The organism is Nocardioides oceani (assembly GCF_030412965.1).
GTDB lineage: Bacteria > Actinomycetota > Actinomycetes > Propionibacteriales > Nocardioidaceae > Nocardioides > Nocardioides oceani.
Genome location: NZ_JAUHJQ010000072.1, coordinates 1 through 359, shown reverse-complemented (window position 1 = coordinate 359; position 359 = coordinate 1). Strand labels below are relative to the sequence as shown.

At 76.9% G+C, this 359-nt stretch carries 1 protein-coding gene; it reads left to right on the top strand.

Features of this window, described 5'->3' with window-relative positions:
- Nucleotides 1-216: cobalamin biosynthesis protein (locus tag QWY28_RS23325; protein WP_300955307.1), on the top strand; the 216-nt coding region annotated here is incomplete at its 5' end.
- Nucleotides 217-359 lie beyond the last annotated feature (143 nt).

The following is a 359-nucleotide window of genomic DNA, read 5'->3' as shown; positions in this document are numbered from 1 at the left end:
GCCGGTGTCGTGGAGGCCACCTTCGCCGGCGCGCTCGGCGTCACGCTCGGCGGCACCAACACCTACGGCGACCGGGTGGAGGTGCGGCCGACGATGGGTCGTGGGCGCGCCGTCGAGCCGGACGACGTCCTCCGCGCCACCACCCTCGCGCGGCGCGTCGGCGGGCTGGCCGCGCTGGGCGCCGGGGGCCTGGCTGCGCTCGGCTCGCGGGTCTAGGGTGACCGGCACCCTGGGAGAGGAGAGCGCAGTGGAGGCGGAGTCGCGGCGGGTCGCACCGGTCGACGGTTCCGAGCTGGCGACCCTCCAGGGGGCCCTGGACCACCAGCGCGACACGCTGCGCTGGAAGTGCTCGGGCCTGA